The sequence below is a fragment of the Nocardia sputi genome, assembly GCF_023501985.1.
In genome coordinates this window covers 26,322-52,666 of the sequence record NZ_JAMFLC010000016.1, presented here as the reverse complement: position 1 = coordinate 52,666, position 26,345 = coordinate 26,322, and the positions used below count along the sequence as shown (strand labels likewise).

The 26,345-nt window shown below is 67.1% G+C and carries 29 protein-coding genes and 1 pseudogene; 20 read left to right on the top strand and 10 right to left on the bottom strand.

Annotated elements, in window-relative coordinates:
- The first annotated feature begins 23 nt into the window (after positions 1–23).
- The 4 genes from M8859_RS21120 to M8859_RS21105 all read left to right on the top strand — a co-directional run bounded on the left by M8859_RS21120 (position 24) and on the right by M8859_RS21105 (position 2,563).
- Complete coding sequence (locus M8859_RS21120) at positions 24–443, top strand: Hsp20/alpha crystallin family protein (RefSeq protein WP_159930224.1); 420 nt, start codon at positions 24–26, stop codon at positions 441–443.
- A gap of 568 nt (positions 444–1,011) precedes the next feature.
- Positions 1,012–1,224, top strand: a complete 213-nt coding sequence (locus tag M8859_RS21115) for an Rv3202a family protein (protein WP_249644749.1) — start codon at positions 1,012–1,014, stop codon at positions 1,222–1,224.
- Positions 1,225–1,574: 350 nt separating this feature from the next.
- The gene (locus M8859_RS21110; RefSeq protein WP_249644748.1) at positions 1,575–2,087 is read left to right on the top strand and encodes a DUF2231 domain-containing protein; all 513 of its coding nucleotides are present in this window, start codon (positions 1,575–1,577) and stop codon (positions 2,085–2,087) included.
- A gap of 32 nt (positions 2,088–2,119) precedes the next feature.
- Positions 2,120–2,563, top strand: a complete 444-nt coding sequence (locus M8859_RS21105; protein ID WP_249644747.1) for a hypothetical protein — start codon at positions 2,120–2,122, stop codon at positions 2,561–2,563.
- A gap of 136 nt (positions 2,564–2,699) precedes the next feature.
- On the opposite strand, the gene M8859_RS21100 is transcribed toward M8859_RS21105, so the two are convergent.
- The 3 genes from M8859_RS21100 to M8859_RS21090 all read right to left on the bottom strand — a co-directional run bounded on the left by M8859_RS21100 (position 2,700) and on the right by M8859_RS21090 (position 5,244).
- Positions 2,700–2,951, bottom strand: coding sequence for a WGxxGxxG family protein (locus M8859_RS21100; protein WP_195141055.1), 252 nt, complete (start codon positions 2,949–2,951; stop codon positions 2,700–2,702).
- A gap of 244 nt (positions 2,952–3,195) precedes the next feature.
- A complete protein-coding gene (locus M8859_RS21095; RefSeq protein ID WP_159930196.1) occupies positions 3,196–4,128 on the bottom strand; it encodes a serine/threonine-protein kinase in 933 nt (310 codons plus the stop codon).
- A gap of 213 nt (positions 4,129–4,341) precedes the next feature.
- On the bottom strand, positions 4,342–5,244 hold the full coding sequence (locus tag M8859_RS21090) for an AMP-binding protein (protein ID WP_223514581.1): 903 nt from the start codon (positions 5,242–5,244) through the stop codon (positions 4,342–4,344).
- Between the two features lie 171 nt (positions 5,245–5,415).
- Here M8859_RS21090 and M8859_RS21085 point away from each other — a divergent pair, with 171 nt between their 5' ends.
- Positions 5,416–6,702 carry a PucR family transcriptional regulator gene (locus M8859_RS21085; protein WP_249644746.1) on the top strand — a complete coding sequence of 429 codons (1,287 nt, stop codon included), beginning with the start codon at positions 5,416–5,418 and terminating at the stop codon, positions 6,700–6,702.
- Between the two features lie 71 nt (positions 6,703–6,773).
- On the opposite strand, the gene M8859_RS21080 is transcribed toward M8859_RS21085, so the two are convergent.
- Positions 6,774–7,367 carry a hypothetical protein gene (locus M8859_RS21080; RefSeq protein ID WP_223514577.1) on the bottom strand — a complete coding sequence of 198 codons (594 nt, stop codon included), beginning with the start codon at positions 7,365–7,367 and terminating at the stop codon, positions 6,774–6,776.
- A 176-nt stretch (positions 7,368–7,543) separates the two neighbouring features.
- Between M8859_RS21080 and M8859_RS21075 the strand changes: the two genes are divergently transcribed.
- Positions 7,544–7,960 carry a hypothetical protein gene (locus M8859_RS21075; RefSeq protein ID WP_249644745.1) on the top strand — a complete coding sequence of 139 codons (417 nt, stop codon included), beginning with the start codon at positions 7,544–7,546 and terminating at the stop codon, positions 7,958–7,960.
- Between the two features lie 55 nt (positions 7,961–8,015).
- On the opposite strand, the gene M8859_RS21070 is transcribed toward M8859_RS21075, so the two are convergent.
- A complete protein-coding gene (locus M8859_RS21070) occupies positions 8,016–8,252 on the bottom strand; it encodes a hypothetical protein (protein WP_159930201.1) in 237 nt (78 codons plus the stop codon).
- An 18-nt stretch (positions 8,253–8,270) separates the two neighbouring features.
- Between M8859_RS21070 and M8859_RS21065 the strand changes: the two genes are divergently transcribed.
- From M8859_RS21065 to M8859_RS21040, 6 genes are all read left to right on the top strand, one after another.
- Positions 8,271–8,927, top strand: coding sequence for a hypothetical protein (locus M8859_RS21065; RefSeq protein WP_159930202.1), 657 nt, complete (start codon positions 8,271–8,273; stop codon positions 8,925–8,927).
- 114 nt (positions 8,928–9,041) lie between these two features.
- A complete protein-coding gene (locus tag M8859_RS21060; protein ID WP_249644744.1) occupies positions 9,042–9,458 on the top strand; it encodes a hypothetical protein in 417 nt (138 codons plus the stop codon).
- A gap of 45 nt (positions 9,459–9,503) precedes the next feature.
- Positions 9,504–9,893 (top strand): ArsR/SmtB family transcription factor, encoded by a 390-nt coding sequence (locus tag M8859_RS21055; RefSeq protein ID WP_308221217.1) that lies wholly within the window; start codon positions 9,504–9,506, stop codon positions 9,891–9,893.
- Entirely contained in the window at positions 9,890–10,288 is a 399-nt protein-coding gene (locus M8859_RS21050; RefSeq protein WP_249644743.1) for a hypothetical protein, read from the top strand. Before M8859_RS21055 ends, M8859_RS21050 begins: the two co-directional genes overlap by 4 nt.
- A gap of 172 nt (positions 10,289–10,460) precedes the next feature.
- Positions 10,461–10,982 carry an SRPBCC family protein gene (locus M8859_RS21045; RefSeq protein ID WP_159930206.1) on the top strand — a complete coding sequence of 174 codons (522 nt, stop codon included), beginning with the start codon at positions 10,461–10,463 and terminating at the stop codon, positions 10,980–10,982.
- A gap of 12 nt (positions 10,983–10,994) precedes the next feature.
- Complete coding sequence (locus M8859_RS21040) at positions 10,995–12,164, top strand: zinc-dependent alcohol dehydrogenase (protein WP_159930207.1); 1,170 nt, start codon at positions 10,995–10,997, stop codon at positions 12,162–12,164.
- Positions 12,165–12,451: 287 nt separating this feature from the next.
- Here the strand turns inward: M8859_RS21040 and M8859_RS21035 are convergent, their stop codons facing one another.
- Positions 12,452–12,940, bottom strand: a complete 489-nt coding sequence (locus M8859_RS21035; protein WP_159930208.1) for a hypothetical protein — start codon at positions 12,938–12,940, stop codon at positions 12,452–12,454.
- 405 nt (positions 12,941–13,345) lie between these two features.
- Positions 13,346–14,343 (bottom strand): annotated as a pseudogene (locus tag M8859_RS21030) (helix-turn-helix transcriptional regulator).
- Positions 14,344–14,405: 62 nt separating this feature from the next.
- Between M8859_RS21030 and M8859_RS21025 the strand changes: the two are divergent.
- From M8859_RS21025 to katG, 3 genes are all read left to right on the top strand, one after another.
- Positions 14,406–14,975 (top strand): DinB family protein, encoded by a 570-nt coding sequence (locus M8859_RS21025; protein ID WP_159930210.1) that lies wholly within the window; start codon positions 14,406–14,408, stop codon positions 14,973–14,975.
- 411 nt (positions 14,976–15,386) lie between these two features.
- Positions 15,387–15,830 carry a Fur family transcriptional regulator gene (locus M8859_RS21020; protein ID WP_195071970.1) on the top strand — a complete coding sequence of 148 codons (444 nt, stop codon included), beginning with the start codon at positions 15,387–15,389 and terminating at the stop codon, positions 15,828–15,830.
- Between the two features lie 35 nt (positions 15,831–15,865).
- Positions 15,866–18,097: a catalase/peroxidase HPI gene (katG, locus tag M8859_RS21015; RefSeq protein ID WP_195071969.1), complete on the top strand. Its 2,232-nt coding sequence runs from the start codon at positions 15,866–15,868 to the stop codon at positions 18,095–18,097.
- Positions 18,098–18,237: 140 nt separating this feature from the next.
- Here the strand turns inward: katG and M8859_RS21010 are convergent, their stop codons facing one another.
- The gene (locus tag M8859_RS21010) at positions 18,238–18,906 is read right to left on the bottom strand and encodes a phosphate signaling complex PhoU family protein (protein WP_159930225.1); all 669 of its coding nucleotides are present in this window, start codon (positions 18,904–18,906) and stop codon (positions 18,238–18,240) included.
- A 226-nt stretch (positions 18,907–19,132) separates the two neighbouring features.
- Positions 19,133–20,311: an MFS transporter gene (locus M8859_RS21005; RefSeq protein ID WP_195071967.1), complete on the bottom strand. Its 1,179-nt coding sequence runs from the start codon at positions 20,309–20,311 to the stop codon at positions 19,133–19,135.
- Between the two features lie 55 nt (positions 20,312–20,366).
- On the opposite strand from M8859_RS21005, the gene M8859_RS21000 reads away from it, so the two are divergent.
- From M8859_RS21000 to M8859_RS20985, 4 genes are all read left to right on the top strand, one after another.
- Positions 20,367–20,909: a CGNR zinc finger domain-containing protein gene (locus M8859_RS21000; RefSeq protein WP_159930214.1), complete on the top strand. Its 543-nt coding sequence runs from the start codon at positions 20,367–20,369 to the stop codon at positions 20,907–20,909.
- Between the two features lie 192 nt (positions 20,910–21,101).
- On the top strand, positions 21,102–21,758 hold the full coding sequence (locus M8859_RS20995; protein ID WP_249644742.1) for a DUF2267 domain-containing protein: 657 nt from the start codon (positions 21,102–21,104) through the stop codon (positions 21,756–21,758).
- A 196-nt stretch (positions 21,759–21,954) separates the two neighbouring features.
- Complete coding sequence (locus tag M8859_RS20990; RefSeq protein WP_159930216.1) at positions 21,955–22,611, top strand: response regulator; 657 nt, start codon at positions 21,955–21,957, stop codon at positions 22,609–22,611.
- Positions 22,612–23,119: 508 nt separating this feature from the next.
- On the top strand, positions 23,120–23,344 hold the full coding sequence (locus tag M8859_RS20985; protein ID WP_159930217.1) for a hypothetical protein: 225 nt from the start codon (positions 23,120–23,122) through the stop codon (positions 23,342–23,344).
- Between the two features lie 52 nt (positions 23,345–23,396).
- Here the strand turns inward: M8859_RS20985 and M8859_RS20980 are convergent, their stop codons facing one another.
- The gene (locus tag M8859_RS20980; protein ID WP_249644741.1) at positions 23,397–24,083 is read right to left on the bottom strand and encodes a TetR/AcrR family transcriptional regulator; all 687 of its coding nucleotides are present in this window, start codon (positions 24,081–24,083) and stop codon (positions 23,397–23,399) included.
- Between the two features lie 34 nt (positions 24,084–24,117).
- Here M8859_RS20980 and M8859_RS20975 point away from each other — a divergent pair, with 34 nt between their 5' ends.
- Positions 24,118–25,491 (top strand): FAD-dependent monooxygenase, encoded by a 1,374-nt coding sequence (locus M8859_RS20975; protein ID WP_195071964.1) that lies wholly within the window; start codon positions 24,118–24,120, stop codon positions 25,489–25,491.
- The last annotated feature ends 854 nt before the right edge of the window (positions 25,492–26,345 follow it).

Genomic DNA, 26,345 nt, shown 5'->3' with positions numbered 1-26,345 from the left:
AGAGTGAGTTGGAGGTGACGACCATGCTGATGCGCACCGATCCGTTCCGCGATCTGGAACGTCTGACGCAGCAGGTGTTCGGCACAGCGGCGGGCCCCGCAGTACTGCCGATGGACGCCTGGCGCGAGGGCGACCAGTTCGTCGTCGAGATCGACGCTCCCGGCATTGACCGTGATTCCCTCGGACTGGACGTCGAGCGCGACGTCGTGACCGTCCGCGCACGCCGACCGGAACTCGACGCACAGCGCGAGATGATCGCCACGGAACGCCCTCGAGGCGAGTTCAGCCGCCAACTGTTCCTGGGCGACAACTTCGATACCGACCAGGTCCGTGCCGACTATGCCGACGGCGTACTCCGGCTGACGATTCCGATCGCGGAAAGGGCCAAGCCGCGCAAGATCGCCATCGGGCGCGGCGACGGGCACCAGGCGATCGACGCCTGAACGCTGCGGCGGGAGGCACCGTCATGACCGGTTCCGCTCCGAGCACGCAGTCGATCGACGAGTTCGACGCCTGGCTGCTCGATCCCGACCTGGAGCAGCTGTTCGCCGAGGTGGACGCGATTCTGTGCGAAGCCCGCGACCGTATGCGCGGGCGGCCATACCCTTCGGTCCCGGCGCCGCGCTCACGGCGCACGCCGAGCCCGCGACCCGGCCAGGACCCGGTGGGAACGCCTGGGAGGCGGCCCGGGGCGGGGCGTGCCAGCCAACGCGCTCCTCCGCCGAGCCGCATACGACGACGTAAAGAAGGGAGGTGATGCCCGGATTCGACTGATGGAAAGGAGTTCCGCGGCGAGCCGTCGCCGCCCCTGCGCCAGGCGCATTCGAGCACAGCGTGCGACCCTGCTCCGCGCGCACCGCCGCATCATGCGGCATGGCAGGGAGGACGGCATCGCCGCAGGGACAACCTGCTCGTAGTCACGTCACTCTTCTCCAGGCCGGGGGAGGGACACAGGGCCCTCCCCCGGCCTGGGTCCGTACCACCGGTCAGCAGAACGAAAGGAGATTCGTCATGTCCGCCTTCCCCAGGAGCAACGACGCCGACTACGCCGAGCAAGACGTCCTCGCCTACCATGCCGACCACGACTTCGGACTCGACACCACGACGCTCACACCGCTGGCCGAACGCATTCGTACCGCGTTCGACACCGCTGGTATCGCCGACCGTATCGATCAGTCGCTGCTCACGCCGCTCCCCGACGAGGACTATCCCCTCGCCTACTGACTTCGACCGAAAGCGGTCCCCGGCACCGTCGCCTGGTTCATGCCCAGAAATCGGCGTGCACCGAGCCTGCCGACGCATACGCGCAAACTCCGCCAGCGATCCTCGGTCACCCATCGCTCGTCGCGCTGCTCATGCTGCGGCTGTCGGCGCCTCCGTGGTACTCACCTCGCCGGCGCGGAACCCCGCCCGGCACCCCGGTGCCGGCCGCAAGCACCGCCGACCTCGATCAATCACCGGTAAAGCCGGGGGTGATTCGGAACGCGGTGGGTATCTCCCTCCAGCCGAGACGTTCGCTCCACCCGCCGCCGCTACCCCGGAGAGACACAGCCGCGATCAGTTCGGAGGTTGTCGTGACCAGTGATCCACAACAGGCCAAGCGCCCGGTCAGCGGGCTGCTGGCAGGCCCCTACGGGCATCCTTTCCACCCGATCCTGGTCACCGTGCCGATCGGCACCTGGGTGGCGAGCCTGGTGTTCGACATCGGTTCACGGATCGTGGACGATCCGGACTTCCTCGCGCAGGGCGCGCTGTGGTTGATCGCGATCGGCGTGCTCGGCGCGGTGGCCGCGGCCGCCGTCGGATTCCTGGACCTGTTGGCGATCCCGAGCGGCACCCCGGCGTTCCGAACAGGTCTGCTGCACATGAGCCTGAACATAGCCGTCACGGTCGCCTTCGCGATCGGCTTCCTGTGGCGCCGAGCGGGCGACGGTCCGCACGGTCCCGTGGCGCTCGGTCCGCTCCTGCTGTCGGCGATCAGCCTCGTGGCCTTGGGCGTGTCGGGCTACCTCGGCGGAAAGCTGGCCTACCACTACGGCGTCCGCGTGGCCGACGAGGCGAGCCAAGCCGCGGGCTTCCGGCGCTGATCCCCATCCGTTCCGACCGAAAGGAGATCGTCATGGCCATCGCGGCATTGATCACCTGGCTGCTCACCGCAGGAGGCGGATTCGTCCTGCTCGCCTCGTGGATCTCGAAAGGCGGCACTCGGGAGCAGGGTACGACTCAACTGCCGCCCCCGGTGGTATTCGGCCACTTCCTGCTGGCCGTCGCGGGTTTGATCGTCTGGATCATCTACCTCGTCGTCGACGAGGACGCGCTGGCGTGGACGGCATTCGTCCTCCTGATCCCGGTAGCCCTGCTCGGCTTCTTCATGCTGGCTCGCTGGCTGCCGGTGTACCGCGAACGGGCCGCGGCCGGTCCACCGCAGACTCGGGCTCCGGCCGGCGCACAGCAGACTGCCGAAAGCCACTTCCCCGTTGCGGTCGTCGCCGGTCACGGCGTCTTCGCCGTCACAACGGTGGTACTGGTACTGCTGACCGCCCTCGGGGTAGGGGGAAGCTGACAGCCGCCGAAGTCGGACACCCGGCACTGGCACCTCGCTGACCAGGCGGGTGTGCCAGTCCGCGGACTCGGCCGCATCGGCGCACACACCGGTGGGGCCCCTGTCGCGTGACAGGGGCCCCACGGGTCGCGCTATGTCAGGGCTGGCGGGGGTGGGTGCCGGTGGTGGGAACGGTGCGGTTGTCCTTGCGGCGAGCCAGGCCGGTCAAACCGGCGAGCCCGAGGAGGCCCAGCAAGCCCCACAGGCCGGTCTTGTCACTGCTGTCGTCATCAACGTGGATGTCCTGGGCCAGCGGTGATGGCGAAGGGATGGGGGCTGCTTCGGCTACCCCTACCCCGCCGAGCGTGAGGGTCAAAGCGGTCAATGGGATCGCGATGGTCTTGCGCATCTTGCATCACTCCCTTTCTCTCGATGACCCACGGGCGGTACCCGGTGTGCGGGATCGGAAACAATGCGGGATCCGACAGTTCCCGGCCCACTGGCTCCCGGTCTGCCCGGACCCCCGACGGTCACCTTCCCGGGGCGCACGCGGTCGACTTCACCGGACTCGCGCGAAATATCGGACCGGCATTCGAGGCGACGGCAATGCTCCCCCGTCACATGGAGGCCGCTGCCGATCGGCGATCGAAACGTCATCGTGGGGTACGCGACCGCGCCTGTCGGCGGGGCGATCGGCCGAATATCGACTTCACGCGGTTCAGCAACGGGGCGAAGGGGCGTGGATCGACGTCGCGCAGTGCCTCGGTGAGCAGTCGGATGGGTTCGGAGCACGAGTCGTAACGGGTGCCGGGCTTCTTGGCGAGCGACCGGTGCAGGATCGCGTCAACCTCACGCGGAATCCAGTGATGGCGTTCGGAGATGTCGGGGGGTGCGTCGTGCAGGTGGGCCTCCGCGGTGGCCATGAGGTTCGGGTTTGGGAACGGCGGGAGGCCGGTGAGCAGTTCGACGGCCGCGCAGGCCAGCGAGTACTGATCGGTCGCCGGGGACACCGTGCCCGCCCGCAGCAGTTCCGGCGCGGCATACGGCACCGACGCCACGATGAAACCATCAGTGGCCAATGGTGGTTCGGGCCGGTTCAACCACCGGGCCTGATCGAAGTCCGAGATCTTCACCGTCGCCGGGTCGTCGGCGCCGAGCAACACATTCGCCGGTTTCACGTCGAGATGCAGGACATGGTTGGCGTGCGCGAAATCCAGCCCTGCCGCCATATGGGTCAGCATGTGCAGTACCCGGGGCAGGTTCGGGTGCTGGTGGGGCATGCGCACCAATGCCGCCCCCGTCGTGCCTGCCACGTACTCGCGCGCCGACCACAGTCTTCCGTCGCATTCGCCGTGGGCGTACATCCGCACGATGTCGGGGTGCCGCAAGGCGGAGAGGATCTCGAATTCGTGCACGAATCGCGCACGCGCCACGGCTGACCGACTGTCGTCCGGACCCAAGATCTTCAGTGACACCGGCCGCGACCGTGCGGGGTCCTCGGCCAGGTACACCTCGCTGCTGCCGCCGTGCCCCAACCGGGCCCGCACGACGAATCCCGCGAACTGTTCACCTGACTCGAGTGCCACCGCCTCACCATAGTGTGGTGGCGCCGGTCGCATCCCCAGCTCTGCCCAGCTGTGGAATGCTGCCGATTCGGCCAGTCGAACCGTCACGCCGAACCCAGCGGACGAGCCGAGGGAATCCGGTGTACCGCAGGTCGCGATTATGGCGTCTTGCCCGGCCCTCCCGACGAAAGCGGACCTACAGAAATTACAACAGGGTGTCATCGGGCTGCCCGTTCAAGCGGATGCCGGGGAACCGATCGAGTGCGCTCGCGCGATGACCTGGCTCAAGCCGTATCCATTGACGATCGGTATGCCATAGCGGTCTTCGAACTCCGTTTTCAATTCGATCCCGGCCGGCGCCGCGCAGCAGATGGCGAACCGGACGGACGAGATCGTTCTCGGAATCCGTCCGGGCAGCTCGGACAGCGCTGCGTACAGGCTGGGCACCGCAGAGAAGTAGGTGGGTCGGGTGCGCTCGATTCGTTCCAGGAACGTTCTCGGGTCTACGGCACCCCCCACAGTGGCGCGCCCCCCAGCGACCAGCGGTGACAAGGCTCCCACCAAGATGCCGCTCATCTGCCACATAGGCATGATCGACAGGCTGTGCTCGGTGTCGGTCAAGGCGAAGACCTCGATCACCAGCCGGCACATGGCCTCGAGGTTCCGGTGGTCGAGCACGGTGCGTTTGCTGCCTCCGCCGTATGTGATCAGCGCCGGTGCCTCCGGGCTGGGCGGCGCTGCTTCGGTGGCGCCGGGTTCTGCGACGCAGAGTTCTCGGACCGAGGTGACAGTTCGAACCGACAGGGTATCCGCCAGTGAGCGCTGCGCGATGAGGATCTCGGCGCCCGCCTCCGCGATCCGCCGACTGGTCTCCGAGTCGGTCAGCAACGGGTCGACCAGGCTGGCCGTGGCACCCGAACGCCAGGTGGCGAACAGCGACACCAACAGCTCGATGCTGTCAGGCAGCATGATGGCGACAACATCGCCGGTCGTGACGCGCGCGGCGCGCAAGCCCGCCGCGGCACGCCGCACGGCGGCCAGAAATCCGGCGTTGTCGAGTTGGTTGCTGTCATCGGCAAGCGCGGGAGCGTACGGCGCGGCGACGGCGCGACGGTCCGGGACGGTAGAAAGCGTCATGCGACATCCTCCAGCAACGGTGTAGGGGGAATGCTGACCACGGTAGGAACCACTGCGCGGGTCGGCACCGTCGCGAATCGATCAAATTCTTCGCCTGCTTTGTCGCCACGAGACAGTATCGGGCTCGCATGCGGCGTGCCCGCTCCACGACGAGGTAACTACTATCGAATGGTGACGGGTTCTCGTCGCAACGGCGATATCGAGCCCGACCGTATCGTCGCAAGAATCGCCGCCCGCATGACCGAGCGGGTGGCGGACATCAGCGCGAGCATCTACCGCGGACTCGGGGACGATATACCCGAACTGGGTGCCGATGTTCCCACCATCGAACTGCTCCGGGCCAGCGTGCAGGGCAACGTCGACACACTACTGCACGCGTTGCGCCACGATATTTCGGTGTCACGGATATACCTGCCTTCGGCAGCGATCGAATACACCAGGCGGTTGGCTCAGCACGGCGTCCCGCTCAATACCCTGGTTCGGGCCTATCACCTCGGCCAGCGGCGGGCAACCGAACTGATATTCGCCGAAATACAGGCTGCCGATATATCGCCTGCGGATCGCTTTCTCGTCGGACGCGCGATCAGCACCAGGCTGTTCCAGTACCTCGACCACATCATCCAGCAGGTCGTCGCCGCCTACGAAGAAGAGCGCGAGCAGTGGTTGGAAACTCGCAACAGTGTGCGCGCGTTGCGCGTGCGCGAGCTACTGGCGGGCAAGAAGGGCGTCGACATCGACCGCACGATCGACCAGATTCGCTATCCGCTGCGTTGGCACCATCTGGCACTCATCGTCTGGTACCCCGATACCGGGTCCTACGGTGACAGACTGCCCGAGCTGCAACGATTCGTCCGTGAATCGGCCGAGACAGCGCGAACCTCCGCGAGCGCCCTGTTCGTCGCCGACGATCAGATGAGCGGCTGGGCGTGGCTGCCCTACCGTTCGGCGCAACCCGACGCGGTCGACAGTGTCCGGGGTTTCGCGGCCACACAGCCGGATGCGCCATGGGTGGCGATCGGAACAATGGCGCCTGGTTTGGCAGGGTTCCGCCGGTCTCATCACCTTGCTTTGAACGCCCGCGCGGTCGCGCTGGCCCGGGCGGATGGCGAACAGCGCATCACCGCGGCCGGTGACTCCGGATTGTCGGTCGCTGCTCTACTCGGTGGCAGAATCGCGGAGGTCTGGGAATGGGTCGGCGAGGTGCTCGGCGACCTGGCCTCCGCCGACGAGAACGACGCACGGCTGCGCGAGACGCTCCAAGTATTCCTGCGCGCCGGTTCGAGTTACACAGCCGCAGCGGCAGAACTCGACCTGCACTACAACTCGGTGAAATATCGAGTGGGACGGGCATTGTCGCGGCGCGGCAAACCGATCGCCGACGACAGACTCGACATCGAACTGGCTCTTCTGATCTGCCAGTGGTACGGACCACCGCGGCGCCGCCACGAGAACGGCTGATCCAGCGTAGGCGCTGTCCGGCGCGGCAGTGACGAGCGCTCCGGCCGACGGCCCCACCTGCGGGGTTCGGATCAGCTCGTGAGGCCCACGAAGAACTCTTCCACCTCGTTCCGGAAGCCGTCGAAGTAGGACGGGACGCCCGGCCACAGTTGCCGGCAGTCCTGTTCCAACTCGATGAGGTAGTCGTACACCTGGTTCCAGAGCCCGGGTGCGAACTCGAGGTAGCTTTCCATCGCGTTCACGATGGTGACACGGCTGTCGGGATATTCGTCGCCGAGGTCGCACAACCTCGTCGTCAGATCATCCGTGGTCGCGTGGAACCGCGTCTTGTCGTCCGCGATTTGCCGAGCGATCAGGTCTGCGAAATCCGCTCTGCTCATCCGGCCACTCGCGCACCTATCGGCGGCGGGAGCGAGTCTCTGTTCGTTGTCGAGGAGTTGATCTCGCATGGGCGCGCGTCCGAAGTCGTCGAAGACATCCCGGACCGGCTGCGGTAGTCGATCCAGCCGCGCCGGTTCAAGGTGATCGGGTAGCGGGTAGGCGGGCAGCGCACCGTGGCCGGCCGCAATGGATTCTGTTGCCGCTCTGCTATGGGCACGGATGGCGTCGAGGAGGCTCCTGAACTCTTCTGGCGACAGCAGACCGGACGCGGTGGGTGTTGCCATTGCTCTCCCCTCTCCGGATGGCTCTTCGGTGGGCACAGGGCAGTGTATGAAGCGCCCAGCAGAATCGGATTCACCTCTGACGGGTGAATCACTGCGCAGAAGCGACGCTGCGCGACAGGTGGCCCGGCGGGTTTCGTCCACGTCGTTCCCACCGGCCCCGAACTACGATCGTGCGCGTGACGGCACCGAGACTTCGAGCATTCGATGCGAGCGGACGGATGCTGGATGATCCGAGCGACATCGAGGCGCACGACCTCGTCGCGAGCCTGAACGCCCGCTGGACGTACGCGACAGTGGAAAGGCTCGATCGCGAGCCCGCAGGCCAGTTCTACTTCCAGATTCCTCTCGATTACGGCGGTGACCAGGACGCGGACGCCGACGAGGAACCCCGCGACGATTACGACGTCGAGTTCCGCGATGGTGGCCCGGACAAGCACCACTGCGCCCGGATCACCGGCTTGTACGGTTTCGCCGGAATGGATCTCGTGCACAGGGTCTATCGCGCATGGCGCGCGGAAGATCCCGCGCTGCCCGAGCTGTTGTCGTGGAAATTGCTGGAGCAGTGCATGGGAAGGACAGGCTCCGCGGCATAGCGGAGCCTGATCCGCCCCTCGGCGAGCGATATTCCGCCGACCCGTTCGCGGCAGGTCAGCGACGGAACAACCGTCGGATGGATCGAGTGACACGGGAGAGTACTCGCGGTTGCGCAGCGGTTGGTTCGACTGTCTCCCGAGCCGACGCCGCCTGGGCGAATCGCGCATGTAGTTGTTCCCGGACCTGGTCGGGCGTGTAGGCGCGGCGGCGGCGCTCGGCGCGCACCACCACGACACCGGTGGCGACCACACCGGCCGCACCCGCCAATCCCACTGCCTTCCACCACCTCATACCGCATAGGCTACGACCATGACGGGTACGGGCATCAGTCTCGACCGAGCGGTCGAGGTCACCAGAACAGGTGACATTTGGCTTTTCCGTGGCCATTCGACAGTGGACCGGGTGATCCGGATGACGACGAACAGCCCGGTCAACCATGTCGGGATGTCCGTCGTGATCGACGATCTACCCGCACTGATCTGGCACGCGGAACTCGGGCGGTCGCTTCCGGACATGTGGTCGGGATCCGCGCACCGTGGCGTCCAGTTGCACAACTTGCGCGACGCGGTGCTGGTGTGGGCACACCGCTACGGACAGCAGGCCTGGTTGCGCCAGTTGAACCCTCCTGCCACCCAGGAGATGGAGGACAGCGTGTTGCGCACCATCGCCCGGCTCGACGGCACCCCGTTCCCCTCCACCGCCGGTCTGGCGGGACGCTGGCTGCGCGGCCGCACACGCCTTCCCCGCCGCAAGCCGAGCCGGTCGGCCGCCCGGGGGTTGGAGAACGCCTACTGCGCCGAAATCGTCGCTGCGACATACCAGGCGATGGGCTTGCTCCCCCAACGCCGTAACCCGGACTGGTACGACCCGGGCCGGTTCTGGAGCGGAGACCGTCTGCGGCTGTCCGGAGACTACGACCTGAGTGGCGAAATAGCCGTTCGGATACCGGCTCGGACGACTTCCTGACCACTCCCGGTCCGTCAATCTGGACTGAGAACTCCAGCCACATCCGGATCCATGCCTCGTCCGGAAACGAATCTCGACGGAGAAGTTCATGTCCGGTCGACGAAATCGGCAACGATGGGGCAGAGTTCGGCGCTCCGACGCGGCACCCGCGATCCGATATCCGGCGCGGCCCATCATCGATGCCTTGCTCCACGCCATGATCACGCGCCGCAGGGCTCCCCCACCACCGACGCGAGCCTCGTGCACATCTGGTCTCTCACCGGCACCGTCGAGGACGACGCCGGAAACACGGCGGGTTTCGCGGAATTCTCGCCGCGCGACGTCATCACGACCGCGGGCTCGCCGATCCTGGACATCGCCGGACCGATGATGGCCGGTATAGATCGAGCAACGGCTGCTGCGATGATCCCTGCGGTCCGAGCAGGAGATCGACCCTTGGTCGGCATCGGACTCTTCGGCCGGGTCATCGATCGCTACCGGCGCGCACCGGATGTCATGTCGACTCGCCGAATTCTCTTCGAGCACTGTTGATTACATGTACGGCGCGCTAGCATCTCTTCGGCAGTTCTGGAAGAGATGTCACTCGGCGGAGGTGCGATGCCACTCGGGCGATGGAAGTCCGCGACCCACCCGAAGATCGATGACGTATCGATCGACGACGTCCTGCACGCGCTCGCCGATCCGACCCGACGGCGTATCGTGCGCGCGCTCCTGGACGGGGGCGATAGACCCTGCGGCACCTTCGGTCTCGGCATTGCGCCCTCTACGCTCAGTCACCACTTCAAGGCGCTTCGCAATGCCGGGATCATCCGCCAGTTCGATCAGGGTCGCCAGCGCATGAACACGCTGCGGCTCGATGAGCTGGATACTCGATTCCCCGGCCTGGTCGCCTCGGTCCTCGCGCACGCCGAGCCGAGTCGCCCGGCCTCGCCGATGGATGCCGACCTGTCGGGAAGTGCGCCATGACGCTGATCAACGTCGCCCGAGCCTGCGCCATCCCGGTCAGCCTGTGGTTACCGGCAACGCTCATCCTCGATCCCGGCTACCGCGCGAACAATATCTTCGCCGCCCCTGATTTCGGCTTCTCCCTCGTTCTGCTGATCGCCGCATTCCTCCCTCGGCGCACCGCGCTGCCCTCCCTCATGGCCGGGTACTTCTTCGGCTCCGGCGTCATCACCATCGCCGCACTCGACCGCTTCTACCGCAGCGAATCCTTCCGAGGAATCGTCGATTCGATCATCGCCGCGACCTACCTGTCCGTCGCGCTGCTGCTCTTCCACCGGATCGGACGCACCGGGACAGACGCGCCGCGGAACGGTGGAAGATCGCCACAGCCGACCGCTCTCACCGAGTTCGAATGAAAAACGGCGATTCCGGTTTGGTGTTTTCGACCCCGGGTAGCCGCTCCGAGACCGCATAGGACGTGCGCAGCGGCGATGGCTTCGCTCCCTCTGCGAATAGCACCTGCGCCCTGCGCACCACAGGGAACGGCACTTCACGCGCGTCCAGGACCGGAGAGCGAGAGGAGGCCCCGTGCACTACATCGATGAGACCAAACATTTGCTGAGCGATCTCGTGGGGCGAGTAATCGAGTCGGCGAGCAGCCACTCGAGCAGCCAAACCGTGACCATCGCCCGTCCACGAGCCGAGGTCGAGCGATTCTGGCGCGACCCGGAGAACCTGTCGGAGGTCCTGGGCGAGGTCGCCGAGGTCCGAGCGACCGAACCGTCGACCTACGAGTGGACGTTGCACTCGGGCGCCGACGGACGCGCCACCTGGAAGACCACGCTGCTCGAGGAGGACGGGCACCTCCGGTTCGTCGGCTCGACCGACGAGGACACCCCTTCCGCGCAGGGACTGGAGCTGGAAATCAGCTTCCGTGACGCGCCGCGGGATCTCGGTACCGAAGTGACGATGCGAGCGCGGACCCCGCTACCCGACCTGCTGACCGGCGCGGGGATGTTCACCGCTCTCTACCGAGCCCGCGCTCGGCTGCAGACCGGCGAAATGCCCACCCTGGCCCACAACCCGAGCGCTCGCTCCACGGCTCGGTGAACAGGAGTTGACATGCATGCGCTCTGTTGGAACGGCGTCGACGACCTCGCCGTGGAAACCGTGCCCGACCCCGTTCTGGTCAACCCGCACGATGTCATCGTGCAGGTCCGCCTGACCGCCACCTGTGGTTCCGACCTGCACTTCATCGACGGATATCTGCCGGGAATGCGGGAAGGCGACGTCTTCGGACACGAGTTCATGGGTGAGGTGGTCGAAATCGGAGCCGAAGTCACCTCGACGAAGGTGGGCGACCGCGTCGTCGTCCCGTCCTTCATCGGGTGCACATCGTGCTGGTACTGCGACCACGAACTATACGCCCTCTGCGACACCACCAACCCGAACGGCGCACTCCAACAGCCGATTCTGGGCTACCCGAGCGGCGGGATCTACGGCTACACCCACCCCTTCGGCGGCTATCAGGGCTCTCACGCGCAATATATCCGCGTTCCTTTCGGCGACGTCAACTGCTTTCCGATCCCGGAGGGCATCACCGATGAGCAGGCGCTCTTCCTGTCCGATGCCGTGCCGACCGGTCTGATGGGCGCGGAATTCTGTGACATCCAGCCGGGCGACACCGTCGCGGTGTGGGGCAGCGGCGGCGTCGGATTGATGGCGGGACACAGCGCCCGTCTGCTCGGAGCCGACCGGGTCTTCGTCATCGATCGTTTTCCCGAGCGATTGAGCGTGGCGAGCGAGCAGTTCGGCGCCGAGACGATCGACTACACCGCCGTCGACAGCGTCCAGGAGACTTTGCGCGAGAGCACCGGCGGCCGCGGCCCGGACGCCTGCATCGATGCCGTCGGGATGGAAGGACACGGCACGGGACTGCAGCAGTTCTACGACCGGGCCAAACAGTTGCTCCGGCTGGAATCCGACCGCGCGACACCGCTGCGCGAAGCGATTCTCGCGTGCCGGAAAGGTGGCGTCGTCTCAGTGCTCGGCATCTACGGTCTGACGGACAAGTTTCCGATGGGCGTCGTGACGAACAAGGGCCTCACCATCCGGACCGCACAGCAGAACGGCCAGCGATACGTGCCCCGGATGTTCGATTACATCCAGCAAGGCGACCTCGACCCCTCCTACCTGATCACTCATGACATGCCGCTGGAAGACGCGGTGTACGGCTACGACGTCTTCAAGAACAAGAAGGAAGGCTGCATCCGATCCGTCTTCCGGCCTTGACGCCCGTCGCACCGGGACGGGCGGAGCCGGCGGGTAACCGCGTCGAGCCTGTGGAGCGCTTCGCCACGTCGATCGCGGACGTCGCCTGCGCGAGTTCGGCGGTCCCCGGCGTTGTTCTGGCGTCGATCACGTCATGGTGGAGCCGAAAACCCGCTACCGTCCGAGCTGGGTGACGGGTGCCCACCCCCTGAGGGCGCCCCACCCACCCGGGGGGTGGGCACCCTCCACCCCCCGGGGCCCCAAAGGGGGCTTGTGGGTCACGCGAGACGAATCGGTCTCGCGTGCGGTCAAGCAGGCACCCCGGACAGTCCCCACGCTTCGACCGGGTCACGGGAATACCAGTGACCGGTCCATTCCCGGCCCGACTCGAAGGCGTCATAGAACTCCTCGTCGTCGGGCAACTCCGGGCCGTGCGCGTAGACGACACCGGGACGGTCGCGGTGAAAGCGGCGGGCGCGCTCGGCCGCGCGAGCGGAGCGCTCGGCGAGATAGGCGCGCTGGGTGATCAGCCACTCCTCGCTCGTGTAGGCGTCCGGACCGCCGTAGTCGAGCGGATAGTGCATCTGGTACTCCAACCGGGCCAGCTGCTCGCCGGCGTGCTCGTACAGCCATACGATCCATCCCGGAACCTCCGGCTGCGCAGCCAGCGCCCGCGCAGCGAATCCACTACGCGCCGTCGCGCTTTCCGGATCACACTCCGCCGCGGCCGTGACCTGGGCAACAGACCCGGAGTCCAGGCGACCGCGCTCTCGGTCTTTTCGATGCCTACCTCCCATAGCCGATAACTCTAAGTCTTCGCACCGCCCCAGACGAGGGTTTGCTCGAAGTTGGCCCGCGACCCGCTCGACTCGATGCCCGGCCGGGCTGCCTGCGCTTACGTGAGGAACGAAGGCCTGCCCGGGATTTCGCTCCTCGCAAACCGGGCGGGGCCGGTCATGGCATCGCGGAACGGGTGTTCGCCCCACGGACTGGATGGCCGAGACCGAGCTGGATTCTCATGAGCCGTAGTCGGTTCGGATTCGACATCCGGATGGGCATCGAGCAACCGATCGAACAGCAGACCATTTCCCCGCCGTGCCGTCGATCGGGTGATTGCGCCGCTGCGTCCGGCGCCTCTGGAAAGCGATTAACAGAACCGGCATTCCGCTCACGCGGAGCTGCGGGCAAGGGCGTGGCCGCGCTCATGACTTTTCCGCCTCCGGCATCGATGCGATCGCCGCGCCTGCCGACAGCAGTCTCTCTGCCAGCACGCGACACCGCTTCCCGAGTTCCGGAGGGTCGAGCACTTCGAAGTCGTGCCCCAGCAGAAGCACGTGCATGAGTACCGTGTCGAGTCTGTCCGCGCCACTGAGCACCTCGCAGCGATCAGCGCCGCTCCGCCGTACGACGGCGGCCGCGGCCGGAATCTGCGCACGTACCGTGTCGGCCGAGGCGTACACGAGGAAGCGCGCCTGGTGCGGGTAGACCCGGCTCGCCACACCCTCCTGCACGTACGTCGCCGCGTCGGGTGCCGCGCGCGGGCGGAAACGCCAGGTCGGGCGGACACATCGACCCTCCGATCGACACGGAAGCTGCGCCAGTCATCGCGATCGATGTCGTAGGCGAGCAGGTACCAGCGTCGATCAGAAGCGACCAGGCGGTAGGGTTCGGCCCGCCGCCGTCGCACCCCGCTACCCGACGGGTAGTCGAAACCGACCTCGACCTCGTCACGGCAGGCTCTGGCCAGCGCCATCAGTGCCGCGGAGTCGACCGGCGTGCGACCACCCCCGAAAGACTCCACCGAGCCGGAGAGCGCGCGCACTTCGTGCCGCAACCGCGCGGGCAGCACGCGATCGAGCTTGGCCAGCGCCCGGAGTGCGGCGTCGCCCGCGCCGACCACAGCGCCTCCCGCACCGGCCAGTAGCGAAACCGCGGTGACGATCGCCTCCTCGTCGTCGAAAAGCAGCGGGGGCAAGTCCTGTCCCGCGGCAAGCCGATAACCGCCGCCGACGCCCTGGTCGGCATGCACCGGATAACCGAGCGCGCGCAGCCGCTCGACATCGCGCCGTACCGTGCGGGTGGTGACGCCGAGCCGGTCGGCGAGCTCGGGGCCGGTCCACACCTGGCGTTGCTGCAGCAGCCCGAGCAACGTGAGGACATGCTCGGTGGTGCCGCGCTCGTCACCGCTTGCCACGCGCATGTCGCTCAGCTTGCCAGAAATAGCGGACCGATACTGTCCGCCAGAGGTGTCAGGGTGGTCGTATGGATGCAGATGAATTCGACTGGAATCGCAGGCTGCGCGAGCAATGGGAATTCCACTGGAACCATCAGCTGCGAGGCCGCCTCGACGGCCTCACCGACGACGAGTACTTCTGGTCGCCGGTGCCGGACGCCTGGAGCGTGCGACCGCGCGGCAACTCGACGGCGCCCATGCAGGCCGGCGCCGGTGATTTCACGATCGACTTCGCCTTTCCCGAACCCGTCCCCCCGCCCTTCACCACGATCGCCTGGCGCCTGGGTCACGTCATCGTCGGGGTGCTCGCAGCGCGCAACGCGGCTCACTTCGGCGGGCCTGCTGCATCGTATGAGACGTGGGAATACGCGGGCGACGCGGCCACCGCGCTCGATCAGCTCGAGACGCAGCTCGAGGCGTGGCTGGCCGGGGTGCGCGGGCTCGGCGAGCCCGGGCTGCGGGTCCCGATCGGCGCGACAGAGCCCTTCCCCGAACTGCCCATGGCCGATCTGGTGTTGCACATCCACCGTGAGCTGATCCACCACCTGTCCGAGGTCTGCCTGCTGCGCGACCTCTACCTGCACACTCGGCATTCCTAGGAGGAAAACACACGGTGGTGCGGGGCCGAACTCTTCGGCGTACGGCACCGCACCCGCATCCGGGCCGATGAAGTGGGAACAGATCGAAGGGACGTTCGATACCGTATTGCGGCGCGCGCGGTCGGTGAACGATCGTGACCGCGCGGCGCTATTCTCGGCGAAGGATGGCAAATTGCATCGGATGCAGCTTCCATATGATCAGCCGCAAATCGAAACGGTCACTCGACAATAGGGATCGAAATGCTCTCCGCGGCATTGCCCCTGCCATGAGGTGATGGTTCAGCGCGACACCGCACGACACGAGCCAGGGCCGCGGCGTCGAGCCCAGCACGCCGAGGCCCCTGGGGGTGCCCAGACGGCTCCGGAAACAGACTCTTGACTCGTTCCAGAAAAGGGACGAGACTTCCGTGCATGCCAACGGCCTCGGAGTTCCAGCAGATGCTGCGGGGGGTCTCGCTGCGTGTGACCCGTCCCCGGGTCGCGGTGCTGAGCGCGGTGCACGACCACCCGCACGCCGACACGGAGTCGATCATCCGCGCTGTTCGATCCGATCTGCCAGAGGTGTCCCATCAGACGGTGTACGACTCGTTGAACGCGCTCACCGCGACCGGCCTGGTTCGGCGTATTCAGCCGTCCGGGTCGGTCGCACGTTACGAGTCGCGAGTCGGCGACAATCACCACCACGTCGTCTGCAGGGCGTGCGGGGTGATCGCCGATGTCGACTGCGCCATCGGCGATGCCCCGTGTTTGACCGCATCCGATGACAGCGGGTTCTCGATCGACGAGGCCGAGGTCATCTACTGGGGCCTGTGTCCCGCTTGTGTGGAAACACAGGCTTCCCGATCACCTTCGTGATCGCAGCCCACATCACTCATTCAGGAAGGAATGCTGTGTCATCCGATAGCCGCCCGCCCAATCCTGACACCGAAACTCGCAGCGCGAGCGAGAGCGAGAACCCGGCGATCCCGTCCCCCACTGCGAAGACGGATCATCGCCCCCGCAGCAACAAGGACTGGTGGCCGGAGCAGATCGATGTCTCGGTGCTGCACGCCCATTCGTCCAAGTCCAACCCGCTGGGTGAGGACTTCGACTACCCCGAAGAGTTCGAGAAACTCGATGTCGACGCCCTCAAGGCCGACGTCACGGCTGTTCTGACCAATTCACAGGACTGGTGGCCTGCGGACTACGGCCACTACGGCGGTCTGTTCATCCGGCTGAGCTGGCACGCGGCGGGCACCTACCGCATTGCCGACGGTCGCGGCGGCGGCGGGCAGGGCGCCCAGCGCTTCGCACCACTCAACAGCTGGCCGGACAACGCCAACCTGGACAAGGCGCGCCGACTGCTGTGGCCGGTCAAGCAGAAGTACGGCAACAAGATCTCGTGGGCCGACCTGCTGGTGTTCGCCGGCAACGTGGCCCTGGAGTCGATGGGCTTCAAGACTTTCGGCTTCGGCTTCGGCCGCCCCGACATCTGGGAGCCGGAAGAGGTCTTCTGGGGTCCGGAGGACACCTGGCTCGGCGACGAGCGCTACAGCGGTGACCGTGAACTGACGGGTCCACTCGGCGCCGTGCAGATGGGCTTGATCTATGTGAATCCGGAAGGGCCCAACGGTCAGCCGGATCCGGTGGCCGCCGCGCGGGACATCCGCGAGACGTTCGGCCGCATGGCGATGAACGACGAGGAGACCGCCGCGCTGATCATCGGCGGTCACAGCTTCGGCAAGACCCACGGCGCCGGGGACGCGAGCCTGGTCGGCGCCGAACCGGAAGCCGCCCCGATCGAGCAGCAGGGCTTGGGGTGGAAGAGCGCCTACGGCACGGGCAAGGGTAAAGACGCCATCACCAGCGGCCTGGAGGTCGTCTGGACGTCCACCCCGACCAAGTGGGGCAACGGCTTCCTGCAGAACCTGTACGGCTACGAGTGGGAGCTGACCAAGAGCCCCGCCGGAGCATGGCAGTGGAAGCCGAAGGACGGCGCAGGCGAGGGCGCCATCCCGGATCCGTTCGGCGGGCCCGCGCGTACTCCGACCATGCTGACCACCGACCTGGCGCTGCGGGAAGATCCGATCTACAGGGAGATCACCCGTCGCTGGCTGGATCACCCCGAGGAGCTGGCCGAGGCGTTCGCCAAGGCGTGGTACAAGCTGCTGCACCGCGACATGGGCCCGATCAGCCGCTACCTCGGCCCGTGGGTTCCCGAGCCGCAGCTGTGGCAGGATCCCGTTCCCGCCGTCGATCACGAGCTGATCGACGAACAGGACATCGCGGCCCTGAAGAGCAGGGTCCTCGAGTCCGGCCTGTCGGTCGCGCAGCTGGTCAAGACGGCCTGGGCGTCGGCGGCCAGCTTCCGCAGCACCGACAAGCGCGGTGGCGCCAACGGTGCTCGGATCCGGCTGGAGCCGCAGAAGAACTGGGCGGTCAACGAGCCCGACGAGCTGGCCAAGGTGCTGCCGGTGCTCGAGCAGATCCAGCAGGACTTCAACAGCTCGGCTTCCGGCGGCAAGAAGGTCTCCCTCGCCGACCTCATCATCCTGGCCGGATCCGCGGCGGTCGAGAAGGCCGCCAAGGACGCCGGGCAGGACATCACGGTGCCGTTCGCGCCCGGCCGGACGGACGCGACCCAGGAGAACACCGATGTCGAGTCGTTCGCGGTGCTCGAGCCGCGGGCCGACGGGTTCCGCAACTATGTGCGGCCCGGCGAGAAGGCTCCGCTGGAGCGCCTGCTGCTCGACCGCGCGTACATGCTGGACGTGACCGCTCCGGAGTTGACGGTGCTCATCGGCGGCTTGCGCGCCTTGGGCGCCAACTACGGCGGCACCACGCACGGTGTGTTCACCGACCGGCCGGGTGTGTTGACGAACGACTTCTTCGTCAACCTCCTCGACCAGAACACGGAGTGGAAGGCGTCCGAGTCGGCGGAGAACGTCTACGAGGGTTTCGACCGGTCCTCCGGCGAAGCCAAGTGGACCGCCACCGCCAACGACCTCGTCTTCGGGTCGCACTCGGTGTTGCGTGCCGTGGCCGAGGTGTACGCGCAGGCCGACGCCGGGGCGAAGTTCGTGAACGACTTCGTCGCCGCGTGGGTGAAGGTGGTCGACAACGACCGGTTCGACCTTGCCTGAGCTTTCGACCTTGCCTGAGCTATAGGTGAACTCCAGGCCGGCCCTTCGGGGCCGGCCTGGCTGCTTTTACCGACAGGCCGGAGCGACGCTGGGCACGCCCCGGGAGAACAGTCCTCGCCGGGCGGACCTGCGTAGCAGTCCTAGACGGGGGACTTCGTGGCCGTGTCGTCGGGGCGGTGGCCGGTGGTCATGTAAAGGGTGCGGCGGCCGACCTCGACCGCATGGTCTGCGAAGCGCTCGTAGTAGCGGCCGAGCAGGGTGACATCGACCGCCGCGGTGGTGCCGTTGTCCCATCCCTCGGCGAGAACCGCTGCGAACAGGTCTCGGTGCAGCTCGTCCATGGTGTCGTCGCGGACATCGAGGTCCGCGGCATCGACGGGATCGGCCGTGGTCAGCACGCCGACCGCGGCATCCGCGAGGTCGACGGCCGTCTCACCCATGTGCCTCATCAGGTTTCGCACCGCTGCGGGGACCGCGCCGCCCGGATGGCGGCGTCTGGCGGCGCGGGCGATGTGTTCGGTCAGCGTGCTCATCCGGGTCAGGTCATCGATCAGCTGCAGCGCGGTCACCACCTGCCGCAGTTCTCCCGCGACCGGGGCTTCGAGCGCCAGCAGCGTGACCGCGGCGTGCTCGGTGTCCTCACGCATCGCGACGGTTTCGGCGCAGTAGTCGATCGTCCGTTCGGCCAGCTCCAGATCGGCGCCGAGGAGCGCGTCGGTGGCCATCGCGATGGCCTCGCGGTTGCGCACGCACATCACCCGCAGTTGGTCGGCCAACTGCTCGAGGTGATCGTGGTAGCGGGTGCGCACCCCTCCATCATCGCGCAGTTCTGCCCTGGTAACCCACTTTTCGGTAAGCCGTGACGGGCGGGGTGATGTCCACCGGGCAGTCGGTGTCACGCTCGCCGCCTTCTTTTCCACGAGGAGGTGTGTCATGCCGCCCAGCCTGGGCGGGATGTCGCGAACGGATACGTCGATCCGGGGCGCCCGTCCGGCGGACTGACCGTGAGGTTCGGTTCGGTGTGGATCGCAAAGTCTATGTATGGCGGCGGAGCGCGTATCCGACCGCGGTAGCGCCTGCGACGAGCACCGGGACGAGTAGCAGCGCTCGCGGCAAATCGGCGACCTCGGCGGCGAAGCCGATCGCCGGCGGCGCCAGCAGGATCCCGCCGTAGCCGAGGGTGGTCGCGACCGCAACGCCATTCGAGCCGCCGCGAGCCCCCGCCGCCGCGACCGCGAGCGGAAAGAGGTTGGCAAGCCCCAGCCCGGCGATGCCGAGACCCGCGAGCGCGAGCCACGGCCAGGACGTGAGCGCGGCGACAGTCGTCCCGAAACACGCTGCCAGACCGCCGGTCAGCAGGACACACCCTGGCCCGGCCGCGGCGATCAGCGCGCCCCCCGCCAACCGGCCAACTGTCATGGCGCCCTGAACGAGCCCGTACCCCGCCGCCGCCAGCCCCTCGGTCGCCCCCAGATCCGCGCGCAGATGCAGCGGCACCCAATTGTCCAGGCCGCCTTGGGCGAAGGCCGCACATAACCCGACTACACCGAACATCGCGACGATCCAGGCCGGGCGATTCCCCGCTGCCGAGCCGGATGGCGACGACGGCGCGCGGGGAACGGGGTCAGCGCTCAATACCCACCCGGCCGCCGAGGCCAGCACGACGCCCAGCGGAGCCACCGACAGCAGGTGCCCGGCAGGCGAGAGGTGTGCGGCGAGCACCGCACCGACCGCGGCCCCGGCCAGGCTGCCCAGACTGTTGGCCGCGTGCAGCGCAGGCATCAGCGGGCGTTCCAGCGCGGCGACCAGGTCGACAGCTACCGTGTTGACGGCGACGTCGAGCGCTCCGAAGGCCACGCCGAAGACGGCCAACGCCAGAGCGAGGAGCGGCACGGACGTCGCCAGTGGCGGCAGTACCACCGTCGCCGACAGCATCGTCGCCGCCACGGCCGCCACCCGGGCGGCGCCCCAGCGTCGACAGATCACCCCACCGGCCGACATCGTTGCCACCGCTGTGACCGACATGGTCAGAAGAGCCAAACCGAGCTCGCCTGGTGCGGCGTGCAGGCGGTGCGCTACAGCGGGAATGCGCACCGCCCATCCCGCGAAGACGAACCCTCCGAGGGCGAACAAGACCGCCACCGCGGCCCTGGCATGCCGCAGCGGCGCGGAGCCCGCCCGCCGAGTGAGCACAGCCGATTTGTTACCAGTCATAGTCTTAGACGGTAAGCATTTCGACCTTTACCGGTCAACAGTTACACTGGTAAACATGTCGGGGACGAGCAACGCTCCCGGTCGCCTCGAGCAGGTCCGGACATTCCTGAATACCTGGCGGCTACCGCACGAGACCCGAACGCCCGCAGACGATCTCCCTTCGCTGATCACGCGGGCCGCGGACTGGCGCATCGCCCTGCCGGACATTCCGCTCCCGCGCACGCACGATCTGGACGAGTTGCTCGCGCTGCGCACCGACCTCCGCGCGGCACTCGGTCAGCCGTCCCCGGCCGGCCTGCGCGAATGGTTCGAACGGCACCCGGTGAACGTGACCGTCGAGGACGAAGCGCAACCCTTGCGCTACCGCCCCTGCGACCACGGCGCGGCGGCGACCATCATGGCGATGGTCGCCGCCGCACTCGCGGAGCATCAGTGGGCCCGGCTGAAATCGTGCCCCGACTGCCGCAACGTCTTCTACGACCACAGCCGCAACCGCAGCCGCACCTGGTGCTCTATGTATGCCGAAACGCCCGACGGGCGCGCCTGCGGCAGCATCTCGAAAGTGCGCGCGTATCGAAAACGTCAGCGCGGCGACTGATCACCGGTTCCCGTTGCCCCTTACCCGGCCGTTGTCGGGACGGGAAAGCGTCAGGGGTGACCATGGTCCCGTCAGTGCGGGCACGAGTCCTCTGACCCCTTCCGGCCGAGGCGAGGAGTCTCGCAGTATCGGCCGAGGCCTGCGGCTGCCGCAGGCACGGTCAACCGTGATTCACCCGGGAAAGGGACCCCCATGAGCTACCATCGCGACCCACTCGCACCAGCGATACACACCGCGCACGAGTGGCTGCGCACTGTCACCGAAGGACTCGCCACCGACGACCGGGCATTCGCACACCGCGCGCTACGCGCCTGGCTGCACACCGTACGTGACCGCATCGGCGTGAACGCGGCCGCGCACCTGAGCGCCCAACTACCCGAACTCCTCCGCGGGATCTTCTACGAGGGCTGGGTTCCCGCCCGTGTCCCCGTGCCGCACGACGTGCCGTCATTCCTCGGTCAGTTCGCCCAGGAAGCAGGCGTCTCCCGCGAGGAGGCCTACGCACTGGCCGGCGCGGTGACCGACGCGCTGGCCGACCTTTTCTCTCCTGGGCAACTCGATCACGTGTTCGCGTTGTTGCCGGAAGATCTGCGGGCCGTACTGCGCGGAACCGACCGCACCGGCGCCTTGCCGGAGGCCACCACAGCCACGCGTCCGGAACCGTCTCGTCTCGACGCATTGGACAACCGGCTACGGGCACTCACCGACGCGGTCGCCGTTCTGGCCCGCAGCCTCGAAGAAATCTCCGGTAGCGAACCCCAAGACCCCGCTCAGGCATCCGCCGCCCAGCAAGCTCACCGGATCCTGATCGCCGAAGGACTCACCAGCGCCGATGCACCGACGCGCTGACCCGATCGTGTCCGTACGCCCGGCGTGGAGCGTCGGTCCGGCAGGCTGACACACTCCGCGACAATTCACGCGGCCGCCCGAGCAGCGGCCATGTTCTGATGCCGGTTCGCCGGGAAGAGGACTTCGGTCGGTACCGAGCGTGCCGACCGATGCGTAGTGTCGACCACGCATCTCCTCCCCCGGATTGGACACCACCATGATCACGGTGTTTCTGGTCGACGACCATGAAATAGTCCGCCGCGGCCTCGCCGACCTGCTCTCCGACGACCCGGAGCTGTCCGTCATCGGCGAAGCCGGCGACGTCGCCCAGGCCCTCGCCCGCATCCCCGCACTCCGGCCGGACGTCGCCGTCCTCGACGTGCGCCTACCCGACGGCAACGGCATCGAACTGTGCCGCGACCTGCTGTCGAAACTCGACGATCTGCGCTGCCTCATCCTCACGTCGTTCACCGACGAACAGGCCATGCTGGACGCCATCCTCGCCGGAGCCAGCGGCTATGTCGTCAAGGACATCAAGGGCATGGAACTCGCCAAAGCCATCAAAGAAGTCGGCGCGGGCCGCTCACTGCTCGACAACCGCGCCGCCGCCGCTCTGATGCAGCGGCTGCGAGCCAATACCCACCACGACGGTCCCCTGGCCGGACTCACCGATCAAGAACGCAAACTTCTCGACCTCCTCGGTGAAGGATTGACCAACCGGCAAATCGCTCAGCGCATGTTCCTCGCGGAGAAAACGGTGAAGAACTACGTATCCCGCCTGCTCGCCAAACTAGGCCTGGAACGGCGAACCCAGGCAGCCGTCTACGCCTCGAAACTCCGGTCGCGGCCGTCCGGATCCACCGTCGATCTGTGATTGTCGGCTAGCGCTCGAGAAGTCGCCGCCTCACCTGAGCGACTCCCCGGCAGCGGGGACTCGTAGCCGACCACAACATCAGCCCCGCGTCGGCGCCCTGTGTCCGCACCCCCACCGATGCATGCTGGTGTAGATCCGCACGGGTATCGGTGCTGCGGGGCCGCACCGACATACCGGCACCGACGCACCACCTGATGTCGATGAAGGCCCGCCCTCTGAAGGGTTCGTTGTGGATTGAGCGGGCCTGCCATCACCGTGGTGTCGTCTGGATGACGGGTGCGTCGGAGGTCGTGCCCATGGCTTTACTTGCCGCGCAGCGCTGCTGGACGGTGGCCGTCCTCATGCGAAGCCCCAGGCGAGGAGAAGCGCCCGAGACCACGCAGATGAACGTTCTGCCTTGCGTGTGCCTGAAACCTCGGTGCACACATGTCTTTCGGCGAGTCGGGTGTAACAGGTGCTGCGCCGATTTCGAATACCCGAGTGGGTGCGACTGTTTCGGTCACCTCCGGTGGCCGGCGCCCGCCTCGGATACGCGCGCTGCCGCCGAACCAAGCACACGATTTCCCCCTGCCGGCGGCAGCGCCACCGGCCCCGCCTGCAACACCGGCGAGGCCGGTTCGCCGAACACGCCATCGACGTCCGCGCCGATACCGCCACCGTCAGCCAGGAGTACGCGCACGCCGCGGTGCGGCTGCTGGCGATGCAGGCTCCGGTGGCCGGGAAACTGCAGTAATCACCTGAACAACAACCAACCGTGCAGCAGGTGCCTCGAAGCGTGTTCGTGATCACTTTGCCGTCTGCTGAGAGTCCGCGATCCCGGTGAGGATGCGGCGCAACCCGTACGAGAACTGTTCAGCAGGGCTCAGGTCAGCGGATTCGGTCATGCGCGAAAGCCGGGGATATGCGCCGCTCTCGATGACCTTGCGCATGTAGGGGGCGACGGCGGCGCGCCACTGCTCCTCGGTCTGACCGGTGCGCCGCTGGGTCTCTTTCTCGGCGAGTTCGCGCATGACCGCGCCGCGAACGTAATCCCTGATCAGCCCGACGGCCGAGGCCGCGTCGGCGATGTCGGCGGTCAGCGGCCCGGCTGCGGTGAGGGCGTGTTCCAGACCGCGTAGCCAGTTGGGGCCGAGCGATGGCCGGGTGGCCAGCAGCGGGGCGAGCCAGGTGTGCCGCAACCACAGCTCGCGCTCGTGGTGGGCATACGCCTCGAGGTCGGCGCGCCAGTCTCCCGTCAGCGGCACATGGTCGCCCTGTACCGCATCGGCCATGAGGTCGAGCAGGTCGTCGCGGCTGTCCACGTAGCGGTAGAGCGAGGTTGTGCCGGTCGACAACTCGGCGGCGACGCGGCGCATCGACAGCGCGTCGAGCCCCTCGGCATCGGCGATGGCGACGGACGCGTCCACGATGCGCTCCACAGTCAGGGCCTGCCTTTTCGGCCGATACGGCTCACGCTCCCAGATAAGCGACATGGACAGAGTCTACTGGAGTGGATACAGTGTGCCCATGAACGGGCACGCTGTATCCACTGATGTTCTGATCGCCGGCGGCGGATCCGTTGGGCTGATGCTCGCGGTGCTGTTGCGCCACCACGGTGTCAAGCCCCTCGTCGTCGAGGAGAAGCCGGAGCTGTCGCCCCACCCCAGGGCCACCGGCATCGGGTCGCGGACGGTGGAGATCCTGCGCGAGGTCGGCCTGGAGCAAGCGGTCGACGAGGCCGCGGTCGACTTGCGGGCGGGAAAGATCAGAGGGCGCACACTCGCCGAGGCCGACTTCACCGAAAGCGCGGAGTGGAAGACGAAAACCGCGGACGAACTCACCTACACGCCGGCTCGGATCCGCGGCACCTGCCCACAGAACCGGCTCGACCGCGTGCTGATCACCAAGGCCGGCGACGTGGAGTTCGGCGTGGCGCTCGACTCGTTCGAGCAGGACTCCGGCGGCGTCACGGCGACTCTGTCCGATGGGCGTACCGTGCGGGCGCGATATCTGGTGGCGGCCGACGGAGTGCGCAGCCGGGTTCGGCAGGTCCTCGGCATCGGCCTCACCGGTCCCGGTGTGATCGGTGAGGAGACGACGAGTGTTCTGTTCGGCGCTGATCTGCGTCCGCGCAAGTCGTTCGCGATGTGCGATATCGAGCATCCCGACGCGACCGGCCTGCTGGTGACCGTCGACGGCGAACGCGAGTGGGTGTTCCTCACCCGTCTCGACACGGAGCCGACTCCCGACCTCATCCGCACCGCGCTCGGCGACCCGTCGATCGAGGTGGAGATCCGCAGTGTGCTGCGGTTCCGGGGACGCGGCCAGGTGGCCGATCGGCTCTCCGTCGGGCGGGTCTTCCTGGTGGGCGACGCGGCGCACGCGATCCCCCCACTGGGCGCGTTCGGGTTGAACGCCGGCGTCGCCGACGCGCACAATCTGGCGTGGAAGCTCGCGCACGTGCTGCGCGGTGAAGCCGGACCCGAGCTGCTGGAGACTTATCACGCGGAACGCCATCCGGTGGCGCTCATGACGATGGAGCAGGCGCGCCTGCGGTTCGACGATCCGTCCCTGCACTGGGGAAAGGACATGGCGCAGGCGCGCAAGGCAGCGGGGGTGATCAACGCGCCGGTGGTGCACATGGGATACCGGTACGGCGGCGCGGAGCTCCCCTCCACCGAGGACGTCGCCCTCGACCTCGACGGAGCGCCGGGGTCCCGCCTGCCGCACATGTGGGTGGCCGACGGGGTGTCCACGCTGGATCTCGTCGGATCGCAGTGGTGCGTGCTCACGGCCGATCCCGACGTGGAGGCCGACGTTCCGGTGCACCTCGTGGATGGCTGGCCGTACGGGACGGTGCTGGTCCGCCCCGACGGGTTCGTGAGCCGTTCGTACCGATAGCTCGTTGGGATCGGTCGCAACCGGTCGGATGACGTTCGTGCGCTGCGAGATAGTGGGTCCAGTCGCGGGCTGCGAGCGATCTCCAGCGCACCGCGGTGGAGATGTGGAAGTTGGCGGTGTGCGGCAGAAGCGGCCCTGGGAGCTCGCTGGCCAGTTCGATCAGCGCACTGTTGCGATGCGCGCGCACGCTGATTCCATGGGCGTTGAGCCTGGTCGTGAGCGTGCCAGCCGCAATCGGCGCGTCGACGGTGCGGGTACCGGGGAACAAGAACTGCCGCGGTGCAGCGGGCCCGGCGCGTCGAGGTCTGCGAGCCGGCGTGCGCAGCATCTGCGCCAGCGGTGGTGGCAGCAGCACCGGATGCCGGTCGAGGTCGAGAAAAGGAATCGGCGCCGATGTCGAGGATGTCCTCGGTGCTCCGGCGGTGGATTCGCGTCACTGGCAAGCCGTAGAGCAGTACCAGCGCTCCGGCAGCCCGGACATCCAGTGGCACAACGGAGTTCGGGTCGAACAGTGATTGCAGTGCTTGGCGATGGCTATCGGCGTCGATCGTGATCAACGGTAACGGTGAGGTCTGCTGGTGGACGCGCAGCCCCGTGGTGAGCTTGTGTGTCCGAGTCCAGGCGATGAACCCTGCGATACGCACGGCACGATCGGGGGTGCCTGCGACCCAGCGATCCAGCCATGCCTGAGCGAGATCACCGAGTTCACGGGCGTCGTCGGCGAGGTCGGTGAGCAGGGGCGATGGCGGTACGGATGATGCGGCGATCCCGTTCGGCTGGGTACAGGAGCATCCACGGCGACTTCCGGTGCGTCCTTTCCTGTTCTCCTCCGTCTGTCCTGGTACCCATCCCCA